General features: G+C 48.8%; 21 protein-coding genes. 16 read left to right on the top strand and 5 right to left on the bottom strand.

Annotated elements, in window-relative coordinates; genetic code table 11:
- The first annotated feature begins 90 nt into the window (after positions 1-90).
- Positions 91-1,065, top strand: a complete 975-nt coding sequence (locus tag ACEN86_RS17175) for a ring-cleaving dioxygenase (protein ID WP_495631755.1) — start codon at positions 91-93, stop codon at positions 1,063-1,065.
- Between the two features lie 751 nt (positions 1,066-1,816).
- Here the strand turns inward: ACEN86_RS17175 and ACEN86_RS17170 are convergent.
- Positions 1,817-2,356 carry a helix-turn-helix domain-containing protein gene (locus tag ACEN86_RS17170; RefSeq protein ID WP_495634340.1) on the bottom strand — a complete coding sequence of 180 codons (540 nt, stop codon included), beginning with the start codon at positions 2,354-2,356 and terminating at the stop codon, positions 1,817-1,819.
- Positions 2,357-2,562: 206 nt separating this feature from the next.
- Between ACEN86_RS17170 and ACEN86_RS17165 the strand changes: the two genes are divergently transcribed.
- Both ACEN86_RS17165 and ACEN86_RS17160 read left to right on the top strand, forming a co-directional pair.
- Entirely contained in the window at positions 2,563-2,961 is a 399-nt protein-coding gene (locus tag ACEN86_RS17165; RefSeq protein WP_495631754.1) for a DoxX family protein, read from the top strand.
- Positions 2,962-3,009: 48 nt separating this feature from the next.
- The gene (locus ACEN86_RS17160; protein WP_495631753.1) at positions 3,010-3,870 is read left to right on the top strand and encodes a VOC family protein; all 861 of its coding nucleotides are present in this window, start codon (positions 3,010-3,012) and stop codon (positions 3,868-3,870) included.
- 79 nt (positions 3,871-3,949) lie between these two features.
- Here ACEN86_RS17160 and thrS read toward each other — a convergent pair whose 3' ends face one another.
- Positions 3,950-5,872: a threonine--tRNA ligase gene (thrS, locus tag ACEN86_RS17155; protein WP_495631752.1), complete on the bottom strand. Its 1,923-nt coding sequence runs from the start codon at positions 5,870-5,872 to the stop codon at positions 3,950-3,952.
- 474 nt (positions 5,873-6,346) lie between these two features.
- Between thrS and ACEN86_RS17150 the strand changes: the two genes are divergently transcribed.
- The 4 genes from ACEN86_RS17150 to ACEN86_RS17135 all read left to right on the top strand — a co-directional run bounded on the left by ACEN86_RS17150 (position 6,347) and on the right by ACEN86_RS17135 (position 10,429).
- Entirely contained in the window at positions 6,347-6,862 is a 516-nt protein-coding gene (locus tag ACEN86_RS17150; RefSeq protein WP_495631751.1) for a GNAT family N-acetyltransferase, read from the top strand.
- 21 nt (positions 6,863-6,883) lie between these two features.
- Positions 6,884-7,354: a GNAT family N-acetyltransferase gene (locus ACEN86_RS17145; protein ID WP_495631750.1), complete on the top strand. Its 471-nt coding sequence runs from the start codon at positions 6,884-6,886 to the stop codon at positions 7,352-7,354.
- A 108-nt stretch (positions 7,355-7,462) separates the two neighbouring features.
- Positions 7,463-8,395, top strand: coding sequence for a manganese-dependent inorganic pyrophosphatase (locus ACEN86_RS17140; RefSeq protein WP_495631749.1), 933 nt, complete (start codon positions 7,463-7,465; stop codon positions 8,393-8,395).
- 150 nt (positions 8,396-8,545) lie between these two features.
- A complete protein-coding gene (locus ACEN86_RS17135; protein ID WP_495634339.1) occupies positions 8,546-10,429 on the top strand; it encodes an LTA synthase family protein in 1,884 nt (627 codons plus the stop codon).
- Between the two features lie 97 nt (positions 10,430-10,526).
- Here ACEN86_RS17135 and ytxJ read toward each other — a convergent pair whose 3' ends face one another.
- The gene (ytxJ, locus tag ACEN86_RS17130; protein WP_495631748.1) at positions 10,527-10,865 is read right to left on the bottom strand and encodes a bacillithiol system redox-active protein YtxJ; all 339 of its coding nucleotides are present in this window, start codon (positions 10,863-10,865) and stop codon (positions 10,527-10,529) included.
- A gap of 220 nt (positions 10,866-11,085) precedes the next feature.
- Here ytxJ and ACEN86_RS17125 point away from each other — a divergent pair, with 220 nt between their 5' ends.
- From ACEN86_RS17125 to ACEN86_RS17115, 3 genes are all read left to right on the top strand, one after another.
- Entirely contained in the window at positions 11,086-13,374 is a 2,289-nt protein-coding gene (locus ACEN86_RS17125; RefSeq protein WP_495631747.1) for a PAS domain S-box protein, read from the top strand.
- 148 nt (positions 13,375-13,522) lie between these two features.
- Positions 13,523-13,975: a MarR family winged helix-turn-helix transcriptional regulator gene (locus ACEN86_RS17120; RefSeq protein WP_495631746.1), complete on the top strand. Its 453-nt coding sequence runs from the start codon at positions 13,523-13,525 to the stop codon at positions 13,973-13,975.
- Between the two features lie 12 nt (positions 13,976-13,987).
- The gene (locus ACEN86_RS17115) at positions 13,988-15,208 is read left to right on the top strand and encodes an MFS transporter (RefSeq protein ID WP_495631745.1); all 1,221 of its coding nucleotides are present in this window, start codon (positions 13,988-13,990) and stop codon (positions 15,206-15,208) included.
- A 21-nt stretch (positions 15,209-15,229) separates the two neighbouring features.
- On the opposite strand, the gene ACEN86_RS17110 is transcribed toward ACEN86_RS17115, so the two are convergent.
- Positions 15,230-15,658, bottom strand: coding sequence for an Lrp/AsnC family transcriptional regulator (locus ACEN86_RS17110; RefSeq protein WP_495631744.1), 429 nt, complete (start codon positions 15,656-15,658; stop codon positions 15,230-15,232).
- Positions 15,659-15,779: 121 nt separating this feature from the next.
- Between ACEN86_RS17110 and ACEN86_RS17105 the strand changes: the two genes are divergently transcribed.
- Positions 15,780-16,544, top strand: a complete 765-nt coding sequence (locus ACEN86_RS17105; protein ID WP_495631743.1) for an MBL fold metallo-hydrolase — start codon at positions 15,780-15,782, stop codon at positions 16,542-16,544.
- A gap of 4 nt (positions 16,545-16,548) precedes the next feature.
- Here ACEN86_RS17105 and ACEN86_RS17100 read toward each other — a convergent pair whose 3' ends face one another.
- Positions 16,549-17,289 (bottom strand): YwaF family protein, encoded by a 741-nt coding sequence (locus ACEN86_RS17100; RefSeq protein WP_495631742.1) that lies wholly within the window; start codon positions 17,287-17,289, stop codon positions 16,549-16,551.
- 298 nt (positions 17,290-17,587) lie between these two features.
- Here ACEN86_RS17100 and ACEN86_RS17095 point away from each other — a divergent pair, with 298 nt between their 5' ends.
- From ACEN86_RS17095 to ACEN86_RS17075, 5 genes are all read left to right on the top strand, one after another.
- Entirely contained in the window at positions 17,588-19,525 is a 1,938-nt protein-coding gene (locus ACEN86_RS17095) for an S-layer homology domain-containing protein (RefSeq protein WP_495631741.1), read from the top strand.
- A gap of 87 nt (positions 19,526-19,612) precedes the next feature.
- Positions 19,613-19,870: a YqkE family protein gene (locus tag ACEN86_RS17090; RefSeq protein ID WP_495631740.1), complete on the top strand. Its 258-nt coding sequence runs from the start codon at positions 19,613-19,615 to the stop codon at positions 19,868-19,870.
- Between the two features lie 538 nt (positions 19,871-20,408).
- Entirely contained in the window at positions 20,409-21,302 is an 894-nt protein-coding gene (locus ACEN86_RS17085) for a sensor domain-containing diguanylate cyclase (protein WP_495631739.1), read from the top strand.
- A 141-nt stretch (positions 21,303-21,443) separates the two neighbouring features.
- Positions 21,444-22,184, top strand: a complete 741-nt coding sequence (locus ACEN86_RS17080) for an MBL fold metallo-hydrolase (protein WP_495631738.1) — start codon at positions 21,444-21,446, stop codon at positions 22,182-22,184.
- Positions 22,177-22,743, top strand: coding sequence for a TetR-like C-terminal domain-containing protein (locus ACEN86_RS17075; protein WP_495631737.1), 567 nt, complete (start codon positions 22,177-22,179; stop codon positions 22,741-22,743). Before ACEN86_RS17080 ends, ACEN86_RS17075 begins: the two co-directional genes overlap by 8 nt.
- Positions 22,744-22,887 lie beyond the last annotated feature (144 nt).

The following is a 22,887-nucleotide window of genomic DNA, read 5'->3' as shown; positions in this document are numbered from 1 at the left end:
TTAATTAGTAACTTACATTTTGTAAATTACTTAATTTTAGTGTATAATAAACCTAATCGTTGTACGTTAATAAAAATCGGAGGTGCAGTTATGGAACTCAAAGGCATCCACCATGTTTCCGCCCTAACAGCTCATGCAGCAGAGAACTTTAAATTCTATACCGAAGTGCTTGGACTTCGTCTTATTAAGAAAACCGTTAATCAAGATGATACCCGTGTATACCATCTATTCTACGGAGATGAAGAGGGAAGCCCGGGCACAGAGCTTACCTTCTTCGAGATTCCAATGGCCGGGCGCAATCGTGAAGGTGTCAGCAGTATTTCGGCCCTGTCCCTGCGCGTTCCTAGCGATGAAGCGCTTGTGTACTGGAAGGGGCGGCTTGATCAATTCGGTGTGGAGCATGATGAAATTAAGCAGGTGGCCGGCCGCTCCGCATTGGCATTTAGAGATGGGGAGGGGCAGCGCTTCCTTCTGGTATCCGATGAGAACAATCACGGTGTTGCCGGCGGTAACCCTTGGACGAAGAGCCCTGTCCCGCAGGCCTACGGAATTGTAGGCTTGGGTCCGGTTAAGCTGACGGTTCAAGATCCGCAGCCGACGATTGCCGTACTCCAGGATCTGCTTGGATTCCGGGCCAAAGGCACCTATCCGGCCGATGCAGCTGGTCAGCCGGACATTCTTGTATTTGAGACTGGCGAAGGCGGCAGCGGAGCGGAGGTGCATATTGAGGAGAGGAATGACCTTCCCCGCGAACGGCTTGGAAGGGGCGGAGTACATCACGTGGCTTTCCGGGTGGAGAATGATGAGGAGCTTCATGCCTGGATCTCCAAAATCAGCGAAGGCCGTTTCCCGAACTCCGGTTATGTCGACCGCTTCTACTTCCATTCGCTCTATTTCAGGGAGCCGAACGGCATTCTGTTCGAATTCGCTACGGATGGCCCCGGCTTCGCCACGGATGAAGATATGGAGCATTTAGGCGAATCCCTCGCCCTCCCGCCATTCTTGGAACCCCAGCGCGCGCAGATCGAAGCGAATCTCAAGCCTTTGAATACCAAACCTGAGTAAATGCTAAATATTAAATGATTCTCTAGCCCGTGTATGGCGCATAGACATATATGGGCTAAAAAATAATGAATAAGCCCAACTATCGAATCGAATTAGGTGTTATTGATTATGCAGCTGGCGGTATGTTCACTCTTTGATAATCAGCTAGTAAATCAATTTCAAGGAGAATAGCGATGTCACCTACATTATCTACAATATTAGCCATATTGATAATAATGTTATCTATCGTTTATTTGATTCTTTATTGGATAAAGAAGAAAGACAACAAACCTCTCCAAGCGTTTTATAAAATAACATTTGCCTCCATTTTTGTTTTATTAGCTATTTATCTTATTAATTCACTCGTATAACAGAGGGGAGAAGACAGTCTTTTAGAAAAGACTGTTCTTCTCCCAGTAACTAAGTCAAAGAGGGCTGACCCAATTAAAGGTCAGCCCTCTTTTTATTACCCCAAACCTAAGTGAGGTTAGGGGTTGACCACGCCAAGCACGGACCCAGCGGAGCGGCCGGAATCTCCTGTAGAAGCGAAGCGTTCGCCTTTATCCCCGGATTCATACTACTAGTACAATTCAAAGAATCCGGGGATAACAGCGATCGAAAGGCGATCCGGCAGCGCAGCGGCCCCAGTGCTCCCAGTGTACTCATACAGTGTGCCCAGCAATGCTTACCAGTGCTCACAATGCTCACCAGTGCTCACAATGCTCACAATGCTCACAATGCGCGCCGATGCCTCACTAGTGCCCCTCTATTTCTAATCTTCACTCCCACCATCCCGGTGCACCGAAATCAGTATAACAGCAGGCCCATCCCCAATGTTCTTCACATAATGGGGGAAGCAGGCTTTCCAGCTGAAGGAGTCGCCCGCATTTAAAGTGGCGGAGACATCGCCCTGCTCGGCATAGACGGTACCCTGGATGACGAAGTGAATTTCCTCACCGGCGTGCGCATGGGCCTCCTCCGTTGAAGCGCCTGGCGGCATTTCAACGAGCATCATTTTAACATTGCCCCGATCGCTGAGATGCTCAACCTGGAACTGTTCCTTTCCGTAAATCGTTTTACGGCGCTCTTCTTTGCGGATGATATGCATGCGTTCATCCTTCTTCAGGAGCAGGAAGGCAAGCGGAACATCCAGCGCACCTGCAATATTATCCAGAGTGGCGATGGAAGGGGAAGTTTTGTTGTTCTCTACCTGGCTCATAAAGCCTTGGGATAATCCTGTTTTCTCGCAGATTTGTCCGATCGACAAATTTTTGCTTTTCCGAATAGACCGGATATTCGAGCCAATGTCCATATTGTCCATAGTTACCCACGTCTCCTCATATTACAAATACCAAATATATATTTATTATAACAAATAAATGATTGACATCAAGATAACCTCATGATAAATTGTTAATACAAAATAATAATTTATATTAGTAATATTCGAAAAAAATTTGCGCAAGATATTAGTAATATAAATTAAATATTAAAAAGATTAAAAGGAGAGAAATCGTGATGTTGAACAAATATGTATCTACTATTTTGCGTGTGGCTTTGGGCATCTTGTTCGTGGCTCATTCCATCAATAAATTTCAGACAGGTCTTCCGAATATTTCGGGCTGGTTCCAAAGCTTGGGGCTGCCTGGTGTTCTGGGTTACGTTATTGCTTATACTGAACTTATTGTAGGTATTGCCCTTATTCTGGGCTTCTTGACGCGGTATGTATCCGCGATTGTGATTGTTATTATGATCGGCGCCATATTCACTGCTAAGCTGTCTGTCGGACTTCTCGGAAATGGACAAATGGCAGGGTATGAGCTGGATATCGCTTTCGCCTTGATTGCCCTGCATCTGGTCTTCACAGAGACAACTCCGTTGTCACTGGATGCTCTATTTACAAGAAACCGTGATTAATGGCGGAATAAATGTATTCAATTAACATGACCCGAAAGGATGAGAGAGATGACAGATCAACTACACCCGGCCACCGAGATTGGGGTCGTACAGTTAAAGGTAAGCAGTCTTGAGCGTTCAGTTGCTTTTTATCAGGAAGTTGTAGGATTGAAGATACTTAATCAGCAGGGAAATACTGTAGAGCTTACGGTGGATGGTGTTCATCCTCTTCTAATTCTACGGGAGCTGGACCAGGCGGATGTTCTGCCGAGAAGAGCAGGAGCAGGCCTTTATCACTTTGCCATTCTTCTTCCAGATCGGGCTTCACTGGGGCTGGCCGTGCGTAACCTGGTGGAACATCAGATTCCGGTGGGACAGGGGGATCACTTGGTCAGCGAGGCGCTCTACATCAATGATCCGGACAATAATGGTATCGAGATTTATGCGGATCGCCCGCGGGAGACCTGGCAGCGCGATGAACAAGGTCATTATGTAATGACGACGGACCCGGTGGATATCGATGGACTTCTTGCTGCATCGGAAGGTATGGCGTGGGCTGGACTGCCGGTGGGTACGCGAATCGGCCATGTGCATTTTCATGTGTCTGATCTGAAGAAAGCGGAAGAATTCTACTGCAAGGTGCTCGGCTTCGATATAGTTGCCAATTACGGAAGCTCGGCGCTGTTCGTCTCCGCGGGTGGCTATCATCACCATATTGGCCTTAATACATGGGCAGGGGTAGGAGCCCCGCCGGTTCCGGAGAATGCGGCCGGTCTGGATTACTATGAGCTGGTACTTCCTAATCGCTCCGAAGTGGAGGCCGTGGTTCAGCGGCTTAAGGAGGCTGGGGTTGAAGTGCAGCAGAAGAACGGGAGCTGGTTCGCCAAGGATCCGTTCAACATTCAGGTTAAGCTGACAGCCCTAAGCTGACACTAACGGACCAAGGTTAACATTAAGAACGGTACTCTCGCAGATAGGCGAAGGTACCGTTCTTGTGTATGCTGTATGTTTACTTTCTGGAGGCAATTTCTTCTTTCATCTGCTGGATAAAAGAATCAAGCGAAGTCTCGCCAATCGCGCACGCCGCTCTTTGGCGAACCGACACGGTTCCGGAATTCTGCTCCTTCTCTCCAAGAACGAGCGTATAAGGAACCTTCTTCATACCGGCTTCGCGGATCTTGTAGCCCAGCTTCTCATTACGGATATCCACCTCAGCCCGGATGCCGGCTGCGGCAAGCGCGGCTTTGACCTGGAGGGCATAATCCGTGAAAGGTTCGGAGACCGGGATAATCCGGGCCTGAACCGGTGCCAGCCAGAGCGGGAAAGCGCCGCTGTAATGCTCAGTCAGAATGCCCATGAACCGGTCGATGGAGCCGTACACGGCGCGGTGAATCACGACAGGGCGGTGCTTCTGATTATCCTCCCCGATATAAGTCAGATCGAACTTCTCAGGCATCTGGAAATCCAGCTGGATTGTTCCGCACTGCCAGCTGCGTCCCAGGGCATCAAGGATATGAAAGTCAATCTTCGGACCATAGAAGGCGCCGTCGCCTTCATTAAGGCGGTAGTCTACACCTCTTCCGTCAAGTACATTCCGCAGGGATTGCTCGGCCTGATTCCACAGTTCCTCGGAGCCCATGGAGTCCTCGGGACGTGTGGACAATTCAATCTTGTACTCAAATCCGAACACTTGATAGACATAGCCTATCTGTGCGATAACCTGATTGATCTCTTCTTCAATCTGGTCTGGACGTACGAAGATATGCGCATCATCCTGACAGAATGTCCGAACTCTCATCATACCGTTCAATGCGCCCGAGAATTCGTGGCGATGGACCTGACCGAATTCGGCGAGCCGGATCGGGAGGTCACGGTAAGAGCGCAGGCTGTTCTTGAAGATCAGCATGTGGCCGGGACAGTTCATCGGCTTCAGGGCGAACTCGGTCTCATCCACCTTGCTGAAATACATATTGTCCTTGTAATGATCCCAGTGGCCCGATTGCTCCCACATCACCTTGTTCATCATGAAGGGAGTTCGGACCTCATCGTATTCATAGTGATGCTGGGCCTCGCGAGAGAAATTCTCGAGCTCGGTCCGAATGACCATACCGTTCGGCAGATAGAAAGGCATGCCGGGCGCCTCCTCCGAGAACATGAACAGCTCCAGCTCCTTGCCGAGCTTGCGGTGATCCCGCTTGCGCGCTTCCTCGAGGAGGTGCAGATGCTCATCCAGCTGGCTCTTCTTCGGGAAAGCCGTGCCGTAGATCCGCTGAAGCATCTTATTCTTGGAATCTCCGCGCCAGTAGGCACCGGCTACACTTTGCAGCTTGAATGCTCTGATCCGGCCTGTAGATGGAAGATGTGGACCGCGGCACAAATCCACAAATTCGCCTTGTTCATAGAGTGAAATGACGGCTTCTGCAGGCAGGTCATGAATAAGCGCCAGCTTAAGCGGCTCCTGAAGCTCACTGAACAGCTGAATGGCTTCCTCCCGGCTGACTTCCCGGCGTTTAATCGGCAGGTCCTCCCGGATAATGGCTTCCATCTCACTTTCAATCTCCCCTAGATCATGAACAGACAGCGGCTTCGCGAGGTCGATATCATAGTAGAACCCGTCCTGGATCACGGGACCAATTCCGAGCTTTACCGCTTCGGAGCCATAAATGCGCCGGATCGCCTGCGCCATCAGGTGAGCTGTGCTGTGGCGGTATATCTCAAGGCCTTCCGCGCTGTCCAGAGTCAAAATTTCTACTTGGCAATTCTCGTCGGCAGGCCAGGATAGATCCACGGCTCGGCCGTTCACCTTGCCCGCAATGGCTGCCTTTCTAAGACCAGGGCTAATACTGGCGGCAATCTCTTCAACCGTGATCCCACTCGGGTAGACTCGGACGGAACCGTCCGGCAGGGATACTTGAATTTCTTTCTTGTCCATGGTGGATACCTCCAATAATTTTTTGGATACAACAAGGTTTGAACGCAAAAAAACACATCTCTTCCCGGCAAAGGGACGAGTGCGTTCAGCTCGTGGTTCCACCCTAATTCAATCTGCATCAGTCCATTCGCAGCGGCGTCACCGTAGCTGCATGGATATGCAGATCCTTGATTAGAATCCATTAACGGGGATTAGTCGGTGAAATGTAATACCACCGCATACGCATCGGCAGGTTCCAATTCACGGCTACAAAGGGGTAACTCGCTTCCGGTCTCAGGAGAAGCTTACACCACTCACTTCTCTCTCTGGGCAGTCCTTGAGGCGAATCATGTCTTTGATACTCGCTTCTTCCTGTATTTGGTTTTTTATTATAGTGAGAGGATTGGGAAACGTCAAGTAGGTGTTTGGCCCAAAAATTATCGTTATAATACAGAACATACACAGAGTCTGAGTCCAAATAGGGGGAGAAAATTAATGTCCATGCCATATCTTCGGGATAATGGGGTAAGAATTGAATCTTATCAGGCCGACTCTCATCTGGCAGAACTTGAACGGTTTGAATTGACAGAAGATCAGCGGCAGTTCACAGGCATGCCTGTAGAAATGCTGGCGCTTGCGGCGGCAGATCCGCATCGTCATCCTGTGGTCATTGTGGCTGAGTCTGTTCCGGTTGGATTCTTCATCTTGTATGATGGAGAAGAGATTCGAACCGATTATACAAGCGAGCCGCATTCCCTTCTAGTAAGGGCGTTCTCTATAAATTTTGCCCATCAGGGCAAAGGTTATGCCAAGCAGGGACTTAATCAGCTGGGGGAGTATGTGAATGAACACTTTCCCGGGACTGCGCAGCTGGTACTGGCAGTGAATGCACATAATCAGCCGGCGCGCAGTTTATATCTTAAATGCGGATTCAGGGATCAAGGCCAGATGAGAATGGGGCCAAAGGGACCACAGCATATTTTGTACAAGCCGATCCATACGGCCCACTAACTGGAGGAGAGGAGGACTAGAATGGGAGTTGGAACTCAGATAAGACAGGTGCTGCCACTTGATGAGAGCCTTGCTGCATTAATTCTGAAGCTGGATGAGTACCTGTTAACGAAATATCCGCCGGAAGAAATATCCAAAGTGGATTTCAGCGATCCGACGATTCAAAAGGGTTACTTTGCCGTAGCCTACTTAGACGATACCCCGGTTGTATGCGGGGGATTTCTACCTTTTCCCGAACAGGGATTTGCCGAGCTGAGGCGTTTCTTCGTAGATCCTGCTTACCGCAACAAGGGCATCGCCCGGCAGGTGCTCACCCATTTGGAGGAAGTAGCCGGAACAAGAGGCTTTCGTACGATCAGGCTGGAGACGGGGGAGCCGCAGGTGGAGGCCGTTAACTTTTATCTCAAGCATGGGTACAACGTCATAGAGAGGTATGGAGAATATGCGGATTGGGAGAGCAGTCTATGCATGGAGAAGCAGATTGTGAACTAATATGGGTAAAGGCATTGGAATAAGGCGGATTTATCGCTATAATCTATATAGCTATGCAAGGCTGAGGCTTGAATAGATGCCTAATAACTGACAAAGGGGAATTTTACAATGGGAAAAACTTTGATTTTTGGTCATAAAAATCCGGACACCGATACAATCTGCTCCGCGATTGCTTACGCTGATCTGAAGAAGCAGCTAGGTCTTGATGTTGAAGCTGTACGCCTCGGAAGTGTAAGCTCCGAGACTCAGTACGCGCTTGATTTCTTCAAGGTGGAAGCACCACGCCAAGTGGAGACTGTGGCGAATGAAGCTGAAGAAGTGATCCTGGTTGACCACAATGAGCGTCAGCAAAGTGCAAGCGATATTGATCAGGTTCGCGTAGTTGAAGTTATCGACCACCACCGTATTGCTAATTTTGAGACAAGCGGTCCTTTGTACTACCGTGCAGAGCCGGTTGGCTGTACAGCAACGATTCTTAACAAATTGTACAAGGAGAACGGCAAGACGATTAAGAAAGAAATCGCGGGTCTTATGCTGTCTGCCATTATCTCTGACTCCTTGCTGTTCAAATCCCCTACTTGCACCGAGCAGGACGTGGCTGCTGCCCGTGAGCTTGCTGAAATTGCTGGTGTAGATGCGGACAAGTACGGTCTTGATATGCTTAAAGCGGGTGCGGACCTGAGCGATAAGACCATTGAGCAGCTGATTACCATCGACTCCAAAGAGTTCCAAATGGGCAGCTCCAAAGTTGAAATTGCTCAAGTCAATGCCGTAGACACTAACGATGTACTGTCCCGCCAAGCTGAAGTAGAAGCTGCACTGAACAGTGTAATCGAGCAAAAGGGCCTTGATCTGTTCCTGTTCGTGGTAACTGATATTTTGAACAATGATTCGATCGGTCTTGCACTCGGCAAGCAGGCTGCAGCTGTTGAGAAAGCTTACAATGTGAAGCTGGATGACAACAAAGCTGTGCTGAAAGGTGTAGTATCCCGTAAATCCCAGATCGTTCCTGTTCTCACAGACGTTCTTAGCAAGAACTAATTTTATATAACTAGCAAGCCTCTGATCCCAGCTGATCCTTGAATCTGCCGGGTGTCGGGGGCTTTTTCCTATGATCTGGAAAGTAGCCTTAATGTTCTATTTAGTGGTATACTAGATTTCATCCTAAGTAGAGAGGTTAAGGTAGTGAGTATGGAAAAGAACAGGGGCGCTTACCACAGAACGCCTTTTTTTGTCGTGTTTGTGCTGCTTTTTTTGAAGCTTGTACTTTTACGTTATTTTTTCTTTGCCGGGGTTGAGGTTGCAAGGCTGCTAACAGATGCACTTGCCCTTCTGGCAATGCTTTCTATATTGGAGTTTGTCACGCCTGCCCGAATCAAGGGGCCGGTATACTGGGTGTTTAATCTGATTTTCTCTCTGCTCTTATTCTCATCTACGTTATATTTTGAGCATTTCAATTCTGTGCCCACCTATACCGCGCTGAATGAACTGCATCAGGTAACCAAGATTCAGTCGAGTATTCAATCCACGATAACCTGGACTGATTTTATCTTTTTTGCCGATGTTGTCGTGTTTGCCTGTATTTGGATAGTGAACCGGGTAAGAGGAGTTCGGATTGCAGGACGAAGACCGGTCTGGAAAATAGGGGTTGCCCTTATTGCAGTAATCAGTGTGCTGGTCTCAGCACAGTACATTCGTTCTGGACGGTCCATTACGAATGAGCTGGTTCAGGCCGAGAATCTGGGATTCTTCGATTACCAGGTTGCAGCGGCTTTGAAGGCCAGAGATGAGAGTCTCGCGATCGAGAATGGGAATATCAACGACACCATAAGCAGGATCAATCAGCTGCAATCGTCTTATCCTTACCAGTCTTCGGCTAAGAAGACAGCAGGGAAGAAACCAGATTACTTTGGTGCGGCTAAGGGCAAGAATGTGATTATTGTACAGATGGAGGCCTTTCAGAACTTTCCGATCCATTTGAAGCTTGGAGGGCAGGAGGTCACTCCTGTACTGAATAAGCTGGCTTCCGAGGGCATGTACTTCCCGCATGTCTTCCAGGAGATAGGCCAGGGCAATACCTCGGATGCCGAGTTCATGTCCAATACGTCGATTTATCCAACGGGTACCGTAGCGATGTCAACCGGTTATGGAGACAGGGTACTGCCAAGTCTACCGAGACTGCTGCAAAAATATCATTACGAAGCGAATACCTTCCACGTGAACGATGTCAGCTTCTGGGACCGGAGCAAGCTGTATCCGGCGCTGAATTTTGATCATTATTATGATAAGCCATTTTATAATAATGACCATTTTAATGAATTCGGGGCTTCAGACGAGGAACTGTACCGCGTGGGTGTTGATAAGCTGTCAGCCGTTAGCCAGGCCGGAAAGTCCTTTTATGGACAATTTGTAACGGTATCCAGCCATTTTCCGTTCAAGGTTCCGGACGACCGTAGTCGGATAACCCTCCCGGCTTCCATGAAGGGAACGCAGCTAGGTGATTATATTCAGGCAGTGAACTATACCGATTATGCGGTAGGAACGCTGATTGACCGCTTGAAGGCGAATGGAATGTGGGAGAATACAGTGCTTGTGCTGTACGGAGATCATTTCGGACTGCAGCCGCAGGACAATGATCCGGCTGTCGTGAGCCAGCAGCTCGGAATTCATTATGACCCGCGAATTACGCGGTTCAATATTCCGCTGCTCATCCATCTGCCCGGAGAGACTCAGGGGAAAGTGATAAACCAGGTTGGCGGTCAGCTCGACATTATGCCTACAGTAGCCAATTTGCTCGGAATATCGCTGAAGGATGAGAAGTTCACTGCATTCGGTCATGATCTGCTGAATATTGATCAGAACGTGGTAGGAATGCGATACTATCTGCCGACAGGGTCCTTCTTCAACAATGAGATCCTCTTCGTTCCCGGACAAGGGTTCGATGACGGGACGGCCGTCTCTCTTAAGACGATGCAGCCGATCACTGACCTTGCACCTTACAAGAAGGATTACGATTATATATTGAAGCTGATGAGTTTATCAGATGAATATGTCAAGCTGCTCCCGAAGCGGTAGGGGAGGGCAATAAGGAGCTAACGAAGGCTCATAGGAAAGCCCGGCATCATATGTTTCATGATGCCGGGCTTTTTTTGGTATATTCCATAGCTAAGAATTAATTCAGTACGGCTGCAATATGGGCATTCGTCACAGACCAGTGGGAGGCTGTCCAATACTTAGCTTTATCCTTCACAAATATAACCTGAGGAGACTCATGCTTCACGCCCAGATCCTCAGCAATTTGATTGGAGACAGGGCGAGATTCAATAACCTTGACCAGGTAGTAATCTACATCTGTACTAGGATTAGCCTCAACGAATTGATTGAATTCCTTGAGTGCGTTCGCGCTAACCGGGCAGGTAGTGCTGTGCTTCAGAACCAGCTGTCCCCGGCTGCTGGATTGCTCCAGAATTTGATTCCATTCATCTATAGTTGAAATTTCAGTCCAACTCATTTCTCTTCACGCTCCTCTGATTTTTGATCTGAATGATATGAGAAGTTACTTTCATTTATATAGTAGCATCTATCCAGGGGGTTATACAAGTGAGGACCGATGCGCTGCTACATAGAAAATGTAAATTGACAATTTATGAGTTGTCTGATATCTATTAGAAAAAGTGAACTTGTCTAGCCCCATAGCTCATTCTATATACTTCATTGGTTGGAGGCGTATTATGCATAATGATTTGCTTCAGCAATATCCTGATTATGAACAAGTTTATGCTTTATCACCAACAGGCATTGCATTTATCTCGGCGGATGGAAAATGGCTTCAAGTTAATCCGGCCCTCTGCAAGCTCCTTGGGTACACCCGTGAGGAACTGCTTAACTTGAATATGAGAGAGATTACCTATCAGGAGGAATATGCAGATAGCTACGCCAAGGCAAAGAGGCTGCACGAGGAAGAGCACACCGCTCTTAATCTGGAGCATAAGCTTATTCGCAAAGATGGAAGCGTTATTTTGGCTCAGGTAGCCATCTCTTTGGTTAAGAGGGAGGAGGAAGATCTTCCGCCTTATTTTATTATGTTCGTGTCGTCTGATTATCATGTTGGCAAGAACATGCAGGACCGCGAGGAGCTCTTGGCCCAGACGATGCGGATCGCCTCCATAGGGAGCTGGGAGTGGGATGTAGATAGAAATACTATTATCTGTTCGGAACAGGTGTATTCAATATGCGGAATCCCCCGTGACAAGGATCCTCTGAAAGTATATGAGGTTATGGATTTGGTCCCTGAGGGAGAGAAGGAACGCTTTAAGGGGATCTTTAATGATGCGATTCGGAACAGGGAATTCAAATTTGAGCTTAACTTGATCCGGCCGGATGGGGGAGCCCAGTACTTGGATCTGCGTGGAATTGTCACATATGGGCAGGACGGCAAGCTGCCCAAGACCATTATGGGAACGGTTCAGGACATAACGGAGCGCAAGCAGGACCAGCTTAAATTACAAGAGAGCGTAGAGAGATACAACTCTTTGAAGAAATATAATCATGATGCTGTAATTTCACTCGATCTCGAAGGGAATATTATTAATTGCAATGCCGTAGCCGAGCAGCTGACCGGTTACAGGATTAAGGAAATAGCCGGGACGAGCTTCTCCCGATTCATCGGAATTAAGCATCTGAGAGACATCCTTCATCATGCTCTGAAGGATAACACGGTTGAGCGGAATATTGATACCTTAGCGCACAGAGACGGTCATGTCACCGAGGTGCTGACTACCATTGCTCCCATTATTATTAACAACAAGAATGTGGGCTTCTATGTCATCGCAAAGGATATGACCGAGCAGAAAAGGCTGATTGCCGCCAAAGAAGCAGCCGAGAACACGAATAAAGCCAAGAGTGAGTTCCTGGCGATGATGAGTCATGAAATCCGCACTCCGATGAACGGTGTGATCGGGATGACGGATCTTCTGCTGGAGACGACGGATCTTGACGATACCCAGCGTGAATTTGTAGAGATTATCCGCAAGAGCGGGGATTCCCTGCTGGCTATTATTAATGACATTCTGGACTTTGCCAAAATCGAGTCAGGGAAGACAGTTCTGCATCAAGCTGAATTTGGACTAAGGGACACGATGAGGGAAGCGATGGACATGCTTCGTGCGAGAGCAGATCAGAAGGGGCTGCGTATGAACCTTTCCGTCTCGGAAAGTGTGCCGGATAAGCTGATTGGAGATCCTGATCGCTTGAGACAGATCTTAGTTAATCTGTTAGGTAATTCGATCAAATTCACTTATAACGGCGGGGTGTCACTAAGCGTTGATCTGCATTCCAGCTGTGAGAGACATACGCTTCTTGAATTTAGGGTAAAGGATACTGGAATCGGGATCCCTGAGGACAAGATCCAGTATTTGTTCCAGCCTTTCCATCAGCTGGATAACTTCATGAACCGGAAGTATGAAGGCACAGGCCTGGGGCTTGCGATTACCAAAAAGCTGGTTGAGATGCTCGGCGGGGAGATCCATGTCGAGCCGAGTGATGGGCCGGGTGCCACATTCGTATTTACGTTAAGTTTTCAGCGAGTGAAGGGCAGTTCGGATGCAGCAAATCCCGGAGGGGAAGGCGCCGAAGAGGTTCACTCCCAGCTGAAGCTGAAGATCCTTGTAGCGGAGGATAACGATATTAACCAGCTGGTCCTGAGAAAAATGCTTGAGAACATGGGTCACAGCGTAGTCATCGTGAACAACGGTCTTGAGGTTATTCAGACAGTGGCTTATCAAACCTTTGATCTTATCTTTATGGATATGCATATGCCGGGAATGAACGGACTTGAAGCCACCAAGATATTGCATGAGACTCTACCCCCGGGTAAAGTCCCTGTTATTATCGCTGTGACAGCGAATGTGCTCAAGGACGACAGGGGCCGGTGTCTTGAGGCGGGAATGCAGGATTACATCACCAAGCCGATCAAGAGTCAGGTTATCTCTGAAATGATTGATAAGTATTTCTTGAAATAAGATTAACTATCCGCCAAGTTAAAAGTCCGCAGTTCCTGCTAAGGAATGCGGGCTTTTGCGTGCGCGGAGGGACAGTCCTCCAAATTGACAACAAGAGAAATTCGTAATATAGTTGTTGTGACAACTATTATGGATGGAGAGAAAAATCTTGAATAGTCCGCTTGATGAATCTATCGGTTTTCACCTGGGAATTGCTTATCGTAAGCTGTCCCTCATTCTGCAGCAGCGTATGCGGGATTACCATATCACCCCGGAGCAGTGGTCTGTATTGTACCGGATATGGGAGAAGGACGGTCAGATCCAGAAAGAGATTGGAGAACGTTCAGGAAAGGACAAACCTACAACTACCCGAATCCTTACTGCTCTCGAAGAGAAAGGGTTTATACGGAAGGTATGCGGGGAGAATGACCGCCGTTCGTTCTTCATCTTCATTACCGATGAGGGAAGGACGGTAATAAGGCATACGGAACCGATAGAACATCAGGTGCTTGAAGAAATAACGGAGGAGTTCTCAGGCGAAGAATCCAAGCTGTTATTGAAGCTGCTACGGCAGATTACCGTGAAAGCGGACGAGATGATAGAGAGAGAGAAGAAGGAGTGATTAACGATCAATATGGATCAGGATCATCAAAGAGAGAAGCTGTGGACGAAATCGTTCATCATGCTGACAATAAGTTATTTGCTGCTGTTTTTATGTCTTCAAATGCTGCTGGCTCCGTTCCCGACCTACGCGAAGGAACGGTTCCACCCGGGCGATTTCACCGTTAGTCTGGTGACGAGCTTGTTCGCCTTGGCAGCCATAGTAACCCGGTTCGTCATGATTCCCGTTATGCGAAAAGTTCACCGGAATGCGGTGCTCATTACCGGATTGATTATTGCAGGCGCAGCTACAGCGCTGTATTCGTTCGCGAATACCATGCTTCTGCTTCTCTTGCTGCGCATCGCCTTTGGAGTAGGGTTCGGGATGGCAAGTACGGTAATGCCTACGCTCGTATCGCAGATTATTCCCAAACACCGGATTGGTGAAGGGATAGGCTATTTCGGGTTATCCACTAGTCTGGCCATGTCCATTGGACCTATGATTGGATTATCCGTGCTGTCTGGATTCGGATTTCCGTGGCTCACGCTGCTGGGAACTGTGGCAGTGGGGTTAATTATTCCCCTGCTGCTGTTCACCAGAAGCATTCCTCCTCAGCCGGCCACAGCGCCTGCGGCAGGGGAGCCTCACGCCGCCAAGCTCCCTTTTCCGAAGAGCATTATTCTTCCGGCGGCGCTGAATATGCTCATTTCCGTGACTTACGGCGGGCTGTTAGGTTTCCTTGCTTTATTCGGAGCAGAAATCCATCTGGCTCAGATCGGCTTGTTCTTCTTGTTCAATGCCTTTACTGTGCTTGTCATTAGGCCGATCTCTGGCCGCATATTCGACAGCAGAGGTCCGGCTGCCGTGCTGATTCCGGCTTCGCTTGTGGTCTTCGCAAGCCTGCTTGCGCTCTCGTTCACGCATTCCCTTTCGCTGCTTATTGTGTCAGCGCTGCTGTATGGGCTTGGCTTTGGTGCTATCCAGCCCACCACGCAGGCCTGGATGCTGCGTGAGACCCCGCCGAAGCAGCACGGCATGGTGAACAGCCTTTACTACAATTCACTCGATCTAGGCGTGGCGGTCGGCTCCATGCTTCTGGGTGTAGTCGCCTCCGCGACGAGCTACTCGCAAATGTACCGGTATTCTTCCTTTGTGATGATTTTATTTTTGCTGGTATTCGTCCTGTTCAGACGCTTCAAGAAGCAGGAGGCCTCGGTGCTTTCCGCCTCGAAACCCGGTCCGGAATCCATATAGGATATCCGGGCTTTTTTTGCCTTATTTGATCTGTCCAATGGATAGGCTTAATTTGTAATTCCCATAGGCTAGAAGATCATCGAGCAGCTGGCTGAGCTGCTCTTGGGTTCTTGTACGCACACGAAGCCAGTAACAGCCCTCACCGCTAACCCGGTGCATCTCGGTGATGTCTTCCCGCTGCCGAGCGAATTCCTGGAACGTCTGATGAGCGGGCCCGGATTTAAGGAATACCGTAACAAAGGCGTGCACAGACAAGCCAATCTTCTCTGGATTCCAGCGAACAGTATAGCCTTCTACGATTCCATGCTCCTGCAGCTTGCGGATCCGGCTGCCTACAGCCTGGCCTGTCAGATGAACACTCTCTCCGATTTCGCGGTGGGAGAGCATCGCATTTTGCAGGAGACAATTCAGAATCTTCAGATCAATCTCGTCAATTGCACTTAAGGTCATAGAAGATAAATTCCTTTCACTTTGAAAAAATTAACGTGAGATTCATTTCACCCGGTTATATGCCAGCATGATCCTCATTTTCTATAATTAAAGCATAACCACAAAGAAGGAGTAGATGAAGATGAGAATACAACTGATCCGCAATGCGACACTATGGATTGAATATGCGGGACTTACCATACTGGTTGATCCTATGTTCAGCGAAGCGGGGGCTAATCCCCCGATCATGAACTCATCCAACGACAGACGAAATCCTCTCGTCCCTCTTCCGGTAGGCATGCACCTGCTGTCTAATCCTGACCTGGTGCTGGTCAGCCACCTGCATCTAGACCACTGGGATCCAGCTGCCGCCAAGGCAGTGAACAAATCTGCGGCTGTCTTCTGTCAGCCTGGTGATGAAGAGATTCTTCGGGCAGCCGGATTCAGCCGGGTTCAGCCTGTAGAGTCTACGGCCCATATTCAGCAGATTCAGATACACCGGACTTCAGGTCAGCACGGGACGGGAGAGATTGGACTGAGAATGGGACAGGTATCCGGTTATGTTCTTAAGGCCGAGGGAGAGCCAGATTTGTACCTTGCCGGTGATACCATTTGGTGTGATGAAGTTGAGGAGGCGCTAGGCAAGTTCCAGCCTCAAGTTACAGTAGTTCATGCGGGCGGCGCCAGGTTTATCACCGGGGACCCGATTATTATGAATGAGCAGGATGTGATCCAGCTCGCACGCTGTGCCCCTTACACCCGAATTGTCGCAGTACATATGGAGGCGATTAACCACTGCCTCGTCACCCGTGACGACCTAGGGGCCCGGGTGGCCTCTGAGGGACTCGGTTCCTCGGTCCACATTCCGCAGGACGGAGAGTGGATGGACTTCGGGAAGCTGGAATAACAGCCTAGGCATTCAGCTGCTGCTTGTTCCTCTTGCCGCGGGCCGCAGAGAAGGCGAAAGGCATATACAGCAGGAGGAACAAGATGCAGGCCACGGTCTCCAGGGAGACAATATACCAGGGATAGGGACCCAGAAAGTCCATTAAGGAAGCCGTCTCGGGCTTATGGGATAAGAACATGTAATTGCCGCCCGTCAGATGATTGATGAACAGGATCAGGACTAGCAGAATGTTCAGGAAGATCATCGTGATACCGACCGACTTCAGAGTTGGCCTGAACCCCTCTACCCACACCATATAAAGTGCAGCTAGAATGATTGCAATATGGGCTAGGAAGAACTCGATGAACCTGAAGTGCGGGTAAGGATAGGACAAGGCAGGAGTCAGGATGGCCTGCAGTGCCCCTCCAATGCCTGTAAAATATACGATCTGGAAGATAAATCGGCTCTTGAACAGCAGCATGAATACACACAGATACAGAGATATACTGCACAGCTCCAGCGGCAAAGTATCTCTCACATCAAACCTATTGCCCCAGATGTACCAGACATTGAGGGAGAGCTCACACAAGATCAGAATTCCGGCCAGTACATACCGCCCGGTTCGGCTTCTTGAAGGTCTCTGAAGCCATCTTCGGCAGCTATAGAGAAGCAGGAGGCTGAAGAGGAACACACCCAGAGTAACCAGGTGAGATGTGGAGAAGGCTTTGAAAGAGCCTGCTTCTTCTACGCTAAAATAATCAATCAACGGAACGCCTTCCCTTCTAAAGTGGAATAGACTTAAGATTGATTTTACTTTATTTAGGAGGAAGATAAACCTTTTTTGAGAAAATAAAACGGGATAGGGGACAGATGGCCGCGTGGAAACTCTAGCGTCCTTCCGTTTTATAGCCCTTTTACAATAGATCCAACTTAATTAGTTTGATAATTCGTCATTTAATTACTTTATTCGGCATAATTTTCCTAAATGACTGTAAATTTTATCTAAATCCACCGATATATATGCAGACTATAAATACTATTGCTAAAGGTGGAAAAAGGCATCTATGAAGAATACGAAAAAGTTAACCAGTCTGGTTCTAAGTTCAGCACTTCTGGCAGGTCCGTTATTCAGTAATCAGGCGTTTGCGGCTGCCACGACATTTACGGATATCTCGAACTCTTATGCCAAGAATGCCATCCTGGAGCTCGCTAATGCAGGAATTGTCAACGGGGTTGGAGGAGAGAAGTTCAACCCTTACGGCTTAATTACAAGACAAGAGTTCGCTATTATTCTGGCGAAAGCGCTCAAGCTTAATGTAAATGAAGCACCTGTAAAGGCAACCTTCAAAGATGTGCCATCTACCAATAAAGAGTTCGCTTATATCGAAGCCGCTGTACGAGCAGGTCTCATCAAAGGGTATTCCAACGGTGAATTTAAAGGGTCGGATCTGTTATCAAGGGAACAGATGGCTGTGCTATTCGTCAGAGCTTTAGGTGTAGATGCGGCTGGATATGGAGAGAAAATCAAGTTCAGCGATGCCAATCAAATTGCTGCTTATGCGAAGGACGCCGTTGGTTTCGCGGTAGAAGCCGGATTGATCAAAGGCGTAGGTGACAATACTTTTTCGCCAGGTAAAAGTGCTCAGCGCCAAGAGGTTGCTCTGGTAGCTTCCAAATTCATCACAGTCAAAACCGAGCTGAACGAGAAAAAAGAAGAGTCGGCAAAAACACCTACACCAGTACCCGTACCTACACCAGTACCCGTACCAACGCCAGTACCGGATTCAACACCGATTCCATCTCCGGGTTCTAGCTTGTTGACACCGCCAGAGGTGAACACCACGGTTACCCGCGAGGGTATTTCGTTCTCTTTTGCAGTGGATACAGCATGGACAAGCAAGATTAACAGCATCTCTGTTAAAGAGAACGGGGGCGAAAGTTTAGAGATTCCTTTAGAGGTGTTTGATTTCTCAACAGGACACTTGGAATTTGAACCTATACGTCCTGGGAACACCTTAGTGGTTACCATCAAAGCGACAGGCTACAAAGACAAGGTTATAACTATGCAAGGGCCCGCTGAAAGTTCGGAAGTTGGTATTACCCTTGATGGCTTCATTACACAAACGATTGAAGATCAGACCATCTTGGTCGGGCAGACTGAAGCAGCCGTTACGGTAGGGACACTAAAGGACTGGATTGCATCCACAGACAAATCGGAGCAGACTTATGAAGTGTTTGGTGAATCACTAACGACTCCCTTAGATGCTGTTCAGGTATTGGAGTTTGGAAAGGTTTATACATTAACTGTATTCTCTGAAAACGGGGAACATAATAAAGATTATAAAATAATGATCAAATCATCTAACCAAGCCCCCTTGGCACAAAATGTAAAAGTTAGCGGAACAGCGAAGGTGGGTCAGACGTTAACTGCAGGCTATGCTTACTTCGATTACGAGGGTGATAGCCAAGGCGCATCTGAATTCAAGTGGTATCGTGCGGATGATGCAGTGGGTACGAATAAAGCAGTAATCAGCGGAGCTAACTCTAACACGTATACTTTAGTCTCCGAGGACGTAGGAAAGTATATAAGCTTTGAGGTCACTCCTGTGGCTAGTACGGGATCAGTCAAGGGAGCACCGATCGAGAGCGCAGCAACCGGAGCGGTGGCAGCTGAAGCGGAATTAGCGGACTCAATTACATTTAGTGCTGGTCAAGCTTATTTGCTTGCGTCTGCAATTGGGCAGATGGGCGTAATAATGAATCCCAATATCATTGCGGGCGATAAGGTTTCTATTTCTGATAATGGTTCGATTGTAGCCTACGCAAATATATATCAGGTTGGAATGAGAAGTTACTCGTTTGTCAATTTGAAGAAAGCTAGTGATAATTCCAGTGTTTCTGATTTCCGCCAAATTATTGCTCATGGAGATCCGATAAACGGAGTTATCTACAGCGCCTATGACGTTACCATAACTAAATTACCTTCTAGTATTGAGGAATAAATGGAATATTCCCCGTTAATCTTACTTGAGTTAAGGGGCTGCTATATAATATAACTAACTATAGCAAAGGTTAACGAGGTGAATATAATGGCCAAAAAGAAAATCCGTCCGGCTGTGCCCGCACGTGCGGAAGACAAACCTGCTACGCTGAAGGACCTCCTCAGCAGCGAAGTTCTAAGCAAGCTTCAGGCTCAAGCGGCCGAGATGAAGGCAGATGAGCAGAGACGTCAGGAGGAAGCTCGCCAGCAGGCGGAAGAAGCACGCAAAGCAGAGCAGAAGCGTCTGGAGAATGACTTTGAGCACTTACTGGGCAGCAGCAGTATGGATTGGAAGAAATTCAAGTAGTCTGGAGCGATTATTAATTCCATTAAGAATAAGGATCCTGAAGATCTAGCTGAATTCAGGATCGAGAGAGACTGTCCCTCGGAAAGTATGGATTGCCGGGAGACAGCCTCTTTTTTTGCATATGGAGAAAAATTAAAAAAATTAATTTTTTCCATTGTATGAGAGATTAGGACGAGGAATTCCATGGGTATAGGTCGAATATAGTACTAAACCCCATGAATTAGTTCAAAAGTTTGATGTAGATGAGCCCGTAAGTCATACAAGACAGATGAGAGAATATCCTCTGATAGACTCAGTTCGACCTCCTCGTTGAACAAATTGGTATATGATTACCCGCCGAGCTCGTGCAGACCCCTACTCCAACGTCGGAACCGCAGAGGAGTCATTAGAATTAAGCTCACTATACATAAGATCTAAGAATCTGCGGATTGTTCTTTGAGAAAGTGAAATAATGAAATCGATTGCAGAAGGTGATGAAATGTGGTGGATCTCTTTTCTATCAGGTGTATTCCTTAGTGCCCTTGTATTGGGGGTGGCAATGAGAATTCGGTCAGGAGGAAGCAGGCGCACCTGCAGCGATGACATAAGAGCAGTTGAACTCCTTGAAGGCACTCGGGATATTGTGTACTATTTGGAGCTTGAGCCTGTTCGCAGATATAAATATGTATATGCCCCGCTTGACCGTTTAATGGAGCCGGAACATCAGATATCAGGTCTGGATAACCCGCAGCTGGTGTTTCTCCGGATACATCCCGAGGATATGAATCAGTTCTATCAGAAGCTGAATGCTGAATTTGATTTCGAGCAGTCGATTCTGTATAGGATTAAGGACTGTTATGGACATTACAGGTGGTATGAGGAGCTGGCAACCCCCGTCTATGAAGAGGGTAAGCTTACAGCTGTTCAAGGAATTGTGAGGCCTGCTCAGGAGAGGCTGGAATACCAGCAGTACTTGGAATACCGGATCGCCCATGATTCCATGACCGGTCTATATAACCGGGAGCATTTCGAGATTCTGGTCTCCCACTATGATGTGAAGGTAGATGCCCCCGCGGCGATCATTGTCTGTGATATGGATAATCTGAAGTATGTGAACGATAACTTTGGTCATATTATGGGTGACTTGTACATCAAAGAGGCAGCAGGACTGCTCAGCAGGCTGGTGTCTGAAGAAGTGATGGTCTGCCGGGTTGGCGGAGACGAGTTCGCCATATTAGTGATTGGCAAGACGCTTTATGAGGTGAACAAGCTGGTTCAGGATCTCAAGCAAAGTGTGGCTCTATTCCGGATGGAGCGTCCAGACCTGAACATGGATATTTCGCTTGGATATGCCTATAGCGAGCATTCTCTGCAGCAGATGGATTATCTATTCCTTGAAGCCGACCGGGAAATGTACCGGTCCAAGAATACCAAGAAACTCGCGAGAGCCTAAGGGATAACGCGGGTTTTTTGGTATTTAGACAGGGGGGAGGAGATCTGAATGAAATAAATGTAAAGAGACTATTGCAAAACTAACGACATTAGTTATAATAAAACTAATAACATTAGTTAATCGTATGAATGGAGTGATATTATGCGTATTCGGCGTAATCAATTTTTATATCAATTAACGTTTCTGCCTCGGGTATTCCCGGTCAATTGTTATCTGGTCGAAGAAGAAGAGAGCCTTACCCTGATTGATGCAGCGCTTTCTTACAGCGCGAAGGGGATTCTGCAGGCCGCCAAGCAAATCGGTAAGCCGTTGACCCGGATCGTGATTACCCATGCGCATGATGATCATGTCGGAGCGCTGGATAAGCTGAAGGAGGCTCTGCCGGAGGTCGAGGTCTTCATCTCTATGCGGGATGCCCGGCTGCTCGAAGGGGACCGCAGCCTTGATCCGGGGGAAAGCCCGGAAGCAATAAGCGGCGGTGTGTCTTCCAAGCTGAAGACCCGTCCGGACGTGCTGCTGAAGGAAGGCGACCTTGTCGGCTCCCTGCGCGTCATCGCTTCGCCGGGCCATACGCCCGGCTCCATTGCGCTGCTGGATTCGCGCAGCGGGGCGCTCATCGCGGGCGATGCGCTCCAGGTGCGCGGCGGCATCGCCGTCGCGGGGCAGATTCGCCCGCTGTTCCCGTTCCCCGCCTGGGGCACCTGGAGCAGCAGCACCTCGCTACGGTCCGCGCAGAAGCTGCGGGACCTGGCACCGTCGCTGCTCGCCGTGGGCCACGGCGAGATGCTCGAGAGCCCGGTCCCAGCCATGGACCGGGCCATCCTGAGCGCCGCCCGTAAGCTTTCGGGCGGCGGCCAGAAAGGGGGCGGCCCTCATGCCTAGGGCCGGCCTGGATGCTGCGGCCGTGACCCAGGCGGCCGCGGAGATTGCCGATCGTCACGGGCTGGAGGCCGTGACGCTGGCTTCGGTGGCTCAGAAGCTGGGCATTCGTTCGCCCTCGCTGTACAACCACATTGACGGCCTGCCGGGGCTCCGGAACCGACTGGCCGTCCACTCTTTAAAGCGGCTTCAGTCCAAGCTGGAAGCCGCTGCCGCGGACTTGACCGGCGACGACGCGCTGCTGGCTTACAGCCGGGCCTATGTTGATTTTGCCCACCAGCATCCCGGTCTGTATGAGAGTACCCTGCGTGCGCCGGATCCGCAGGATCAAGAGCTGCAGAAGGCCGGTCATGCGATGGTGGAACTCATCGTGGGGCTGCTGAATGGAAGGGGACTGAATGAGGAGGAACAGACTCATGCGGTTAGGGGACTGCGAAGTATCCTCCATGGATTCTGCTCGCTGGAGCAGAAGGGAGGATTCGGTCTGCCGACATCGCTGGAGGACAGCCTTCGGTTTATTTTACAGGCCTATTTGCAAGGACTTCCGCCGAAAACTGATTAAATCTCAGCCCAGCGGGTAAAAACATTGCAATAGCATCTAACGATCTAACGGTAGAGGATTTGGGCACGTGAACAAAAATAACCCCCGGCCGGAGCCCGGACGGGGTGAATTTGCCCACGACGTGGTGAGCGACATATTATTATC

It is taken from the genome of Paenibacillus sp. Paensp111, assembly GCF_059492195.1.
Note: the sequence above shows the minus strand (reverse complement) of the source record. Positions and strands in the feature narration are given on the sequence as shown.